The organism is Bradyrhizobium sp. UFLA05-109 (assembly GCF_054185165.1).
In genome coordinates this window covers 21,020-30,073 of the sequence record NZ_JBBIAR010000097.1, presented here as the reverse complement: position 1 = coordinate 30,073, position 9,054 = coordinate 21,020, and the positions used below count along the sequence as shown (strand labels likewise).

The 9,054-nt window shown below is 59.5% G+C and carries 11 protein-coding genes and 2 pseudogenes; 6 read left to right on the top strand and 7 right to left on the bottom strand.

Annotated elements, in window-relative coordinates:
* Both Q3C01_RS41235 and Q3C01_RS41230 read left to right on the top strand, forming a co-directional pair.
* A pseudogene (locus Q3C01_RS41235) lies at window positions 1-132 on the top strand (alpha/beta fold hydrolase); the annotation flags it as partial.
* A 255-nt stretch (window positions 133-387) separates the two neighbouring features.
* Window positions 388-843, top strand: coding sequence for a hypothetical protein (locus tag Q3C01_RS41230; RefSeq protein ID WP_458151063.1), 456 nt, complete (start codon window positions 388-390; stop codon window positions 841-843).
* Window positions 844-863: 20 nt separating this feature from the next.
* Here Q3C01_RS41230 and Q3C01_RS41225 read toward each other — a convergent pair whose 3' ends face one another.
* Window positions 864-1,109 (bottom strand): hypothetical protein, encoded by a 246-nt coding sequence (locus Q3C01_RS41225; RefSeq protein WP_458151062.1) that lies wholly within the window; start codon window positions 1,107-1,109, stop codon window positions 864-866.
* A 196-nt stretch (window positions 1,110-1,305) separates the two neighbouring features.
* Here Q3C01_RS41225 and Q3C01_RS41220 point away from each other — a divergent pair, with 196 nt between their 5' ends.
* Window positions 1,306-1,530 carry a hypothetical protein gene (locus tag Q3C01_RS41220; protein WP_458151061.1) on the top strand — a complete coding sequence of 75 codons (225 nt, stop codon included), beginning with the start codon at window positions 1,306-1,308 and terminating at the stop codon, window positions 1,528-1,530.
* On the opposite strand, the gene Q3C01_RS41215 is transcribed toward Q3C01_RS41220, so the two are convergent.
* Both Q3C01_RS41215 and Q3C01_RS41210 read right to left on the bottom strand, forming a co-directional pair.
* Complete coding sequence (locus Q3C01_RS41215; RefSeq protein ID WP_458151060.1) at window positions 1,500-2,474, bottom strand: helix-turn-helix domain-containing protein; 975 nt, start codon at window positions 2,472-2,474, stop codon at window positions 1,500-1,502. The genes Q3C01_RS41220 and Q3C01_RS41215 overlap by 31 nt on opposite strands.
* 118 nt (window positions 2,475-2,592) lie before the next feature.
* A complete protein-coding gene (locus tag Q3C01_RS41210) occupies window positions 2,593-3,351 on the bottom strand; it encodes a sulfite exporter TauE/SafE family protein (RefSeq protein WP_458151065.1) in 759 nt (252 codons plus the stop codon).
* 224 nt (window positions 3,352-3,575) lie between these two features.
* Between Q3C01_RS41210 and Q3C01_RS41205 the strand changes: the two genes are divergently transcribed.
* Window positions 3,576-4,919, top strand: coding sequence for an aminotransferase-like domain-containing protein (locus Q3C01_RS41205; RefSeq protein ID WP_458151059.1), 1,344 nt, complete (start codon window positions 3,576-3,578; stop codon window positions 4,917-4,919).
* Here the strand turns inward: Q3C01_RS41205 and Q3C01_RS41200 are convergent.
* From Q3C01_RS41200 to Q3C01_RS41190, 3 genes are read right to left on the bottom strand one after another with little or no spacing between them, the layout of a single operon-like run.
* The gene (locus Q3C01_RS41200) at window positions 4,844-5,851 is read right to left on the bottom strand and encodes an efflux RND transporter periplasmic adaptor subunit (RefSeq protein WP_458151058.1); all 1,008 of its coding nucleotides are present in this window, start codon (window positions 5,849-5,851) and stop codon (window positions 4,844-4,846) included. The genes Q3C01_RS41205 and Q3C01_RS41200 overlap by 76 nt on opposite strands.
* On the bottom strand, window positions 5,848-6,057 hold the full coding sequence (locus Q3C01_RS41195; RefSeq protein WP_458151057.1) for a DUF1656 domain-containing protein: 210 nt from the start codon (window positions 6,055-6,057) through the stop codon (window positions 5,848-5,850). The genes Q3C01_RS41200 and Q3C01_RS41195 overlap by 4 nt, the downstream gene beginning before the upstream one ends.
* Window positions 6,054-8,108, bottom strand: coding sequence for an FUSC family protein (locus Q3C01_RS41190; RefSeq protein WP_458151056.1), 2,055 nt, complete (start codon window positions 8,106-8,108; stop codon window positions 6,054-6,056). Before Q3C01_RS41190 ends, Q3C01_RS41195 begins: the two co-directional genes overlap by 4 nt.
* Between Q3C01_RS41190 and Q3C01_RS41185 the strand changes: the two genes are divergently transcribed.
* Entirely contained in the window at window positions 8,076-8,426 is a 351-nt protein-coding gene (locus Q3C01_RS41185; protein ID WP_458151067.1) for a hypothetical protein, read from the top strand. The genes Q3C01_RS41190 and Q3C01_RS41185 overlap by 33 nt on opposite strands.
* Before the next feature lie 18 nt (window positions 8,427-8,444).
* Here the strand turns inward: Q3C01_RS41185 and Q3C01_RS41180 are convergent.
* A pseudogene (locus Q3C01_RS41180) lies at window positions 8,445-8,648 on the bottom strand (ATP-binding protein); the annotation flags it as partial.
* A gap of 36 nt (window positions 8,649-8,684) precedes the next feature.
* Here Q3C01_RS41180 and Q3C01_RS41175 point away from each other — a divergent pair.
* Window positions 8,685-8,849: a hypothetical protein gene (locus Q3C01_RS41175; RefSeq protein ID WP_458151066.1), complete on the top strand. Its 165-nt coding sequence runs from the start codon at window positions 8,685-8,687 to the stop codon at window positions 8,847-8,849.
* Window positions 8,850-9,054 lie beyond the last annotated feature (205 nt).

Below are 9,054 nucleotides of genomic sequence, written 5' to 3'. Positions count from 1 at the left end.
GACTCCGGTCCATTGTCTGCAAAGCTGCTGAGGAATGGTGCGCTGAAGACCTACAAGGGCTTCCCGCACGGCATGCCGACGACCGAGGCGGCCACCATCAACGCCGACCTCTTGGCATTCTTCCAAAGCTAGGCGGCAGCAGTGTCTTCATCTTTGCCGAGGACAACCGAACCATGAATCGCTTCCCGGTACCGGACAGGTGCAGGTGGCCATTCAAACGGAAAAGATCGGATAGCTCCCTACCAAACGCGTCAAAGCTCCGTACCGATCGTTGACCGGTTCGGGCCACACCAAAAAGGACGAAATGCCGATTGTTGCTGCACGCGGCTTGCGACCTGAGTGGTCGCGGGCCGCCGCATCAATTACGCTTCACTGAGGGAAGAACCTGTGGACACTTCTATCATCTCTGCATTCGCGGCCCTCACTGGCGCAACTGTTGGCAGCTTGACGACGGGCGTTGTCAGTTGGCTGAACCAGCGGAGTCAGGTCCGTTCGCAATGGATTCTTCGTCAGAAGAACCGACGACAGATGTTGTATAGGGATTTCATCGAGGAGGCTTCGAGATGTCACATCGATGCTCTACGGCACCACGAGGCAGATAATAGCGTTCCTGGTCTCGTCGCCCTCTACGCAAACGTCAATCGGATGCGAATACTGTCCTCCACGCCCGTAGTGCAAAGCGCTGAGCACGTCGCTCAGACGATCATGGATACCTATCTTCAACCGGACAAGAGCTTCATTGAGCTGCGTGATATGGTCAAAAGCGGAAACATCGACCTATTGCGCAATTTCGGCGAAGCCTGCCGCGCGGAGTTCGACGAGATGCGCGATCGGCAGTTTTAACTGCGGATGCCAGTTGATCCCTAGGCTTGATCACACTCGGGCGCTTTGGGTGTGGAAACATCAGGACGCTTGTTGGTCGGCACCCGCGCATCTCGGCTCTCGATCGTCGAAGGGAACAGCGCAGACAGAAACCGGTCGTAAGCCATCAAGGTCTTTGAGCACTCGGCGAAGAAGCCCACTCTCTCCGCCATCCATTTTTGACAGCGCAGAAGTCCTTCAAATACAGGCTTTTCTCGAACCGCCGGATTTTTGCGGTGGAGCACCACGGTGGAGCACCGTGATCCTCAAAATCTGCCACCGGCGAGATGAACGCGCCAGCAAAAAATGGAAGATGACGCCCTAAAATCGCTCCCTCTCCGCCAGCACACTCGAAAGCAGCCGAAAAGCAGCGACCCTTTATGATCCGAAAGGAGACTTAGGGCTTTTTCCGGACGACCGTCGGTACACAACGACGGTACACAGATGGTCTGCGCGCTCGGTATTTCCAAGCGTCATCCGCAAAGCGACATCTTCCTGTTCAGGAAGCGCGTTGCCGAACGGAAGAAGACGGTCGGCAAGGGTGAGATCAAGTTCTTGCCGCAGACGCGCGACGTCGTCGTCGCGCGCAGCCTCGGAAGATTGATGCACCTTCGCGCCGAAATCGGAAAAGGATCGCGTCACTTCGTCAGCGAGAATTGCGACAGTTGAGATCTGGCCGCCTGACGATATTGGCCCGGTGCCTGACCTGTCGCCTGCCGAAAGGCTCGCGTGAAATTGGCTTGGCTAGAAAAACCCAGCGACAGCGCAATGTCGACGATCGGCCGTTCGCAGCTTGTCAAGAGAGCTTTCGCCCGCTCGAGGCGCCTAACGCTTACGAAACGGTGCGGCGGTTGCCCGGTGGCCTGCCTGAAGGCACGCGCAAAGTGCTGCAGGCTCAGGCACGCAATCGATGCCATGCTATCAAGCGTAAGATTGTGTTCGAGGTTCGTTTCTATGTAGTCCATAACACGGAGAAGTCTGCGTCGATCAAGCCCTCCCTTTGCTGGAGAGGGGACGGATTTGGTGGCTGGTGTACTGTTATGGTGTTGAAGCAGTCTTGCTGTCATACTGTTGGCGAGAGACTCTACCATCAGCTTGCCAGAAGAGGTTTCAGTATGTAGTTCCGACGCAATGGCCCTTGCGATTTCGCCAAGCAGCGGATCTTCGAAAGCAGTCTCGTATCTCAACGCACTGGCCGACAGATCCCCGGTGTCGACTCCAAGCGCTGTCGGCAAGAGCTGGCTTGGTGCAAGATAGATATGCACGATCTCAGGTAGATCATCGGCGATGTCGATTGAACCGTCCTGCCAACCAGCGGGACTCAGCCAAACTGTACCGCGCTGTGTGACGGTCCGATCTTCAATCCCCGAGGCCCGCCGCGTTACGAGTGATCCACTGCCGTGGATGTCGACACAGATGCGAATGTCGGACTGCGGACACTCCCAGGGAATTGTGCCCTTGCCGTACGATCGCAACTCGGCCGACAGGCCTGACCAGCCTCGATTTTCCGAAGATATGAGCAACCTCGCGGGACTCTGGCGCTCCAAAGAGTCACAGTCAGCCTGTGGAACATCTCGGCCGACGGCGGCCGATAGTTCTCGCGAAATAGGCATGACACGCTCCTGAAAGACGTAACTAGGTTGCGATCTGAGTTGGCTCACCGAAGTCGCCGCAAGACAACGGAATCGAGGGAGCTCTGTGGACGAAAACAACGCGGATAAGCTTGGTCCATTAGGCGAGGTAGCCTGAGGCCCCGTCCCACAACAACTTCAACGCCGTCACGACCAACAATCCGTAGCAGACGCGATAGATCTGACGTTGGTCCAGCGAGCCGTTAAGCCGCCAGCCGAGCCATACGCCGGCTGGAATCGCGAACAGGCAAATCGCCATCAAGATCCAGACATCGCCAGTCGGTCTTACGAGCAGCAGCCACGGCACGGCCTTGATCGCGTTGCCAACGGTGAAGAACATACTTGTCGTTCCCGCATAGATGTCTTTGCTAAGGCCGAGCGGCAGCAGATACATCGCGAGCGGCGGTCCGCCCGAGTGTGCCACCATGGTGGTAACTCCCGAGGCCAGACCAGCAGTGATCGCCTTCGGCGTCGAACGCGGACGGACGATTACCTTTGCTCCTGCAACAAGCCATAGGCCGACGAAGATCAGGGTCATCACCGCCATCACGATGGCGATGGCACGGTGATCGAGGAAGCGGAACAGCAGATAGCCGAGGCCGATGCCCGCTACGAGCCCCGGCAGAAGCAGCACGAGATCCGGCCTCGACCACGTCGAGGGCTTCCAATAGCGCAGCGCGAACAGATCCATCGCGATGAACAACGGCGCGAGCAGGCCCCCGGCCGTGACCGGATCCATGACCAACGACAACAGCGGGATGCCGATGATAGCGAATCCGCCACCAAACGCTCCTCTCATGAAGCTGATCAGGAACACACCTGCAAAAGCGATCAGGACTGTCGCGACCGTCAGCTCCATGGGTGTTGCAAGGGATGCAGACATTTCGACCTCCAATGGCTGCTCTTGGGCCAATGCTTCATCCGTCGGTGCGACGCTCTTTCGAGCGTGCCGTTGGTCCTCGAGCGCAAAATCCTCGTTTGATTCCGGTACAATCAGCTTGTGGGAAGATAATGTTCTGATACGATACTCGGTACAATGCAAACATTGATCTCGGAACAATAAACATTGCACTCGGTACAAGAATGTCCAGGTCCGAATATCTGAAGTTGGCTGACGCTGTTGCCGCTGAAATCGCCAACGGCACCCTCAAATCAGGCGACCGCCTGCCGCCACACCGCAATTTTGCCTACGAGCGCAAGATCGCGGTCTCGACGGCGAGCCGAGTGTACGCAGAGCTCTTACGCCGCGGCCTCATCGTCGGTGAGGTGGGGCGGGGCACGTTCGTCTCGGGCGATGCCAAGCGCGGCGCCGCTGCAGCAAGCGAGCCTCGCGGCATCCGGATCGACTTTGAGTTCAACTATCCGACGCTTCCCGGTCAAACCGCGCTCATCTCAAAAAGTCTGGAGGGTCTGGACAAGCCGGCGGCGCTCGATGCTGCGTTAAAATTGGCTACTAGCGTCGCCACGTCCGCAGTGCGAAGCGTTGCAGCCAAGTATTTGTCCCAGGGCGAATGGTCCCCTACGCCAGAGCAACTCGTCTTCACCGGGAATGGACGGCAAAGCATTGCCGCGGCGCTTGCCGCTGTTGTTCCCACAGGCGGCCGCTGCGGCGTGGAGGCCTTGACCTATCCCTTCATCAAAGGCATCGCAGCTCGGCTGGGTATTTCATTGGTACCGCTCGCGATGGACGAAAGCGGCGTTCGGCCTGACTCGGTACAAAAGGCACACCGTGAGTCCCCTCTCTCGGCCATTTACATCCAGCCTTTGGTCCAGAACCCGTTGGGGATAACCATGCCCCCGGCGCGCCGCACGGATCTCGTTCGTGTCGTGGAGAAGCTCAACCTCCCAGTCATTGAAGACAATGTCTACGGCTTCTTGGGCGAGGAGCCGCCCCTTGCCGCGCTCGCGCCGGATTTCTGTATTGTAATCGATAGTCTGTCCAAGAAGGTCGCGCCGGGCCTGACGCTCGGGTTCATCGTTCCCCCGCAGCGGCTGCGCGAAAGCATTATGACTTCAGTGCGCTCGGGCGGGTGGACCGCATCGGGGTTTGCGTTTGCGGCAGCGGAGCGGCTGATAGGTGACGGAACGGTCGCCGAACTTACGAAGCTCAAGCGCCTCGATGCACGAGCACGGCAGAAAATTGCGATGCGTCATCTTTCCGACTTCGAAATCCAAACCAATGAAAAATGCTATCATTTGTGGTTGACGCTGCCCCCGCATTGGCGGTCCCAATCTTTCGTTGCGGCTGCGGCCAGACGCGACATCGCCTTGACACCGTCAACGACGTTTGCCGCCACGCCGGGCCATGCGCCGAACGCCGTGAGACTGGCCTTAGCAGCTCCGACCATGGATCAGTTGGATGCCGGGCTGCTCACCCTTGCCGCGATGCTAAATGCCCGGGAGGCCGATTTCGATTCGACGGAATGAACGGGGTGCGAAGTTCTGAACCCGTACAATTGGTTGCTGCTGGCGTGAGTTAGGCGTCGATCGCCACCCAGCACCTCCACAGTTGCGGTCGTTCCAGCGACAAGTTCATCGCGCTCGGATGCGTGGTCGAGCGTGACGCGGACGGGAATGCGCTGCGCTAGGCGCACCCAATTGAAGGTCGGATTGACGTTGGCGAGAAGGGTCGCGCCCTCGCTACGATCCCGATCTTCGATACCTGCCGCGATGCTCTCCACCCTTCCGCGGAGCGTGTGATCACTGCCTAGCAGACGCACGTTGACGGGGTCGCCGAGATGGATACGTCGTAGCTTGTTTTCCTCGAAATAGCCTTCGATGCGCAGCGTGTCCGAATCGAGCAGCGCCATCACTGCCTTGCCGGGGTCGAGATAGGTCCCCGGACGAAGCTCCATATTGGTGACTACGCCATTGACCGAGGCGCGCACATCGCTGCGCTCGAGGTTGAATTTGGCAAGAGCAAGGTCTGCTTCTGCCTGGTCAAGGGCGCCCTGGGCCGAGCCCTGGGTGGCAGTGACCTGGTCCATCTTCTGGGTGGAGACAACGACACCAGGCGTCAGCGCGCTGTAGCGCTTCAGGTCGGCGTTGGCCTCATCCAGCATAGCGCGTTTGCTCAACAGCACCGCCTCGCCCTGCTTCACCGCGATTTCACGCCGCTCCCGGCCGAGCCGGAACAGTACGTCCCCGCGCCGGACATGTTGGTTATCCTTGACGAGCACTTCTGTGACGAAGCCAGACACGTCAGGAGCAACGGGCACCACATCGGCTCGAACGTGGCCGTCGCGCGTCCACGGGTCGTCAAAATAATAGTCCCACAGCTTGTAACTGGCCCACAGCGCGATCGCGGCCATGAGGCAGGTGAGCGCGAAGCGACGCAATGCAGTCAGAAGGGCGTTCATGACAGGAACTCCTTGGAAGCGAAGACCAGGCCGGTGAGGAAGCAGACATAGATCGCGAAATCGAACAGTGCGGGATGCCAGACATGGCGGTAGAGGTCGGTCCGCGCCATGAGCTTACGCACGGCGCCCGCGAGGAAATAGGCAAGCACGCTCCAGAGCACGAGGCTCGGAACGATTACGCCGAAAAAATCAAGCTCATACTTCATGCGGCAATCGTCCCGTGTTCGACTTCTCGTGGTCGATATGTCGTGGCTTCCGGAAAAAGCCCGGCGCGAATCCCAGCAAGTCCAACGAGCGTCTGATCGCGGGCCTCGCCGGTCGATTCCTGCAACGCGAGTGCGATCGAAGTATCGAGCTGCCCCCGCAGGTCATCCGGAAGTGGGCTCACGGCGTTGGTTCTGCAAACCAAAGCAAAATGAGCGAGGAATGCCTCGATCATCGCCCTTGTCCGGCGTGACAAGTCAGAGCTTGCCCGCCTGACGTCAATGATGCTCAAGGCCGTCCGAAGTTGTCTAAGATTGGCGGCGCCGCTTAGTGCCTCTGCAGGAACCACCGCAATGCGCGAGGCAAGCAAAGCGAGGCGATGCTGCATGAGACTTACGATCGCGGCACGATCCTGGTGCAACTTGCGTTCGGCCACCGCCGCGAGCGTCCGCCAATTGCTTCGCAACAATCGGCTTGCAATCCACTCGGCTCCAAACAAGCGAACGATGCCGCAGACTGTGCCTGTGAGTCCAACGCCCAGCATCTGCGCTATGCTAACGTTGGCAAAGGAAGAGAAATCGGCCGAGTAGGATGAAGTGAGCGCCAATTGCACGGAGGTGAAGATGGCGAGCATGGAGCCGACGCGCGCGGTCGCGGGTCGCGCCGCCATCCAGCCGAACAGCAGGAAGGCCGGCATAAGCGCGGCAATCAACATTTCGAGCGTCGTGATCCGCGGTAACACCCCAAACGTGTAGATGCCGTTCACCACGATGACTGCGAGGATTACCGCGTAGAAGTTGCGGAATGTCGGAAGGGGATCGTCCGCGCCGGCGAGGAAGCTGCCGACGACGGCGGCGAAAAGCGGAGCGGCCGCGCCGTCGGTCCAGCCGGTCGCGATCCAGAACCCGCAGCAAGCCAACACGGAAATGGCCACAGATGTGGCCGTCAGCAGCGCGGACACACAGTCCCGGTGCAGAACGGCGGAAGTCAATGCGCCAGAAGTGAAGGCGAGCGGAACTTGGTCCGGATTGCGACCATCGGCAATCGCCCCGCGCAGAAGGCGGCAATCCTGCATTACATCCACAAGCTCGCGGAGCCGGACAACAAGCCCTGTGACCCTGATGTCGATCCAGCCGGCGTCCGCGTCCAGCACAGGCCGGACTTCATCGAGCTCCGCCCGCAACGCATCGGCTTCCTGTCCATCCTGACTGCCTGCTTCGAGCCATTGCGCGGTCCTTGTGCAGATTCCGGCAATCCGCGCCGACGCCTCTGCATCCGGATCGAGTGAGAGCTTCCGATCCTCGATCGATCCGAGCAGCGGAAGCAGCGACAACATGTGCTGCCGGAGGAGCGCCAGGCCTCGCGTCACATTTGCCGAAGTCGCGACCTCGTAGTCGAGATGCCGGCTGAGCTGGTCAATTTCGGACGCTCCGGCGGCGAGGTGCATACGTTCGTTGTCGCGCTCCTGATTGCTGCCACGGCCGCTCAGAACATCGACGCCAAGCCGGCGGGCGCCGTCGAGCCAGGCGGCCGCTTGCTCCTTGATTGCAGAGGCGACACTGCGCGGCAGCACGATCATCGCAAAAATGCTTGCGCAGATGATCCCGAGGGTGATTTCCTCGACGCGAGCAGTCACAAGCTCGAAAGTCAATTGAGGCGTTGACACGATCGGAAAGCCGAGCAGCGCCACGGTATAGCCGGCCAGCATGAACACGTAGCTGCGCGGCGTGCCGTCGCTCAGCGAGAGGTACAGGCAAATGCCGACCCACAGCGCGATGCTGAGGCTGAGCATTTCGGGCGCATCCACGAGGTTCGGCACCAGCACGATCGTCGCTGCAGCGCCGATCAGCGTTCCCAAAATGCGATAGACCGCCTTGGAGTAGGTTGCCCCGCTTAGCAGGTTGGAGGTGATGTAGACCGATGCCATCGCCCAGTAGGGACGCGGCATCTCCAGCAGAAGGGCCATCGAAAATGCCAGCATCGCCGCTGCGAAGGTCCTCGCGGCAAACACGAGCGCGGCGTGCCGGACGAGGAACGAGGGGTGCTGGCGCATGGCGATATCTCCGGCGTCAGGCGGTCAACCGGCTACACGCTTCATTTGGCTCCGAAGCGGAGCCGCGGCAGCCCTGACGGCTTCCGGGATATTTCGCGCGCGGGCAGACCGGGCGGGTGCCGCCAGCGGCCATTGCGGTGGCATGGCCTTGCATTTCAGCAAGCTTCTGGCGCGTCGCGTCGCGACGGCGCGGTTAGCCCGTCGCTCCTGCGCGGTCAATGGAAACACCAAGAGACAAGACGAAAATTGCGTTCCGAAGGCATAGTCAATTCGACCGTCGAGGCCTTTAACCAGATCGGTTACCATCTGGAGGCCTAACGCCGGCTTCAATCGCCTCGAACGCGACCCATTGTCGGCAACGACGCAATTGACCGCATTTTTCGCAAGAGACAGTTTGATCTTGATGGCGCCGACCCTGTTGTCAAAATACGCGTTGCGCGCAGCGTTTGTCACGAGCTCATGGATCGCCAAGGCGAGACGCCAGCATCGCTGCGATTCCAGCGGTAAAGTGTCAGCCGCAAGTGTCAGACGTATTCCCATGGGCTTGAGGGACCGGCTGACCGCGAGTCCGAGCTTATGAATGCATTCGGCCGCGTCGACGTGTCCGCTGCCGTCCGGGAAGGCCAGGATGCGATGAACTTCGGCATGCTGCTCCAGGAATTCAACGACATTGCCCAACGCCGCCTTGACCTCCGGGTTCTCGGCGCGCACGGCGTCGGCGGACACGAGGTTGATCGATGAGACGAATCCCGCGTGGATCCGGTGCGTCAAGGCGCGCAGAATGGCCCTTTCATTTCGGTTCACTGGCACAGACGTAGTCACGCTGGTCTCCTGACTTTGTTGCGAAGCTGGACATCAAGAGCGATTGACCCGGCTCGGATGATTCTATTAATCGGGAATTGACGGCTTTGGCTTTGCGTAGGTTGATGAGGCCTTGTCATTTCTT

What these genes read in the sequence shown, in the direction of transcription:
- Q3C01_RS41200 (WP_458151058.1), bottom strand. Translation starts at nt 5,851, where the DNA reads ATGAACGCCCTTCTGACTGCATTGCGTCGCTTCGCGCTCACCTGCCTC.
- Q3C01_RS41190 (WP_458151056.1), bottom strand. Translation starts at nt 8,108, where the DNA reads ATGCGCCAGCACCCCTCGTTCCTCGTCCGGCACGCCGCGCTCGTGTTT.
- Q3C01_RS41205 (WP_458151059.1), top strand. Translation starts at nt 3,576, where the DNA reads ATGTCCAGGTCCGAATATCTGAAGTTGGCTGACGCTGTTGCCGCTGAA.
- Q3C01_RS41220 (WP_458151061.1), top strand. Translation starts at nt 1,306, where the DNA reads ATGGTCTGCGCGCTCGGTATTTCCAAGCGTCATCCGCAAAGCGACATC.
- Q3C01_RS41195 (WP_458151057.1), bottom strand. Translation starts at nt 6,057, where the DNA reads ATGAAGTATGAGCTTGATTTTTTCGGCGTAATCGTTCCGAGCCTCGTG.
- Q3C01_RS41175 (WP_458151066.1), top strand. Translation starts at nt 8,685, where the DNA reads ATGAATGCATTCGGCCGCGTCGACGTGTCCGCTGCCGTCCGGGAAGGC.
- Q3C01_RS41210 (WP_458151065.1), bottom strand. Translation starts at nt 3,351, where the DNA reads ATGGAGCTGACGGTCGCGACAGTCCTGATCGCTTTTGCAGGTGTGTTC.
- Q3C01_RS41215 (WP_458151060.1), bottom strand. Translation starts at nt 2,474, where the DNA reads ATGCCTATTTCGCGAGAACTATCGGCCGCCGTCGGCCGAGATGTTCCA.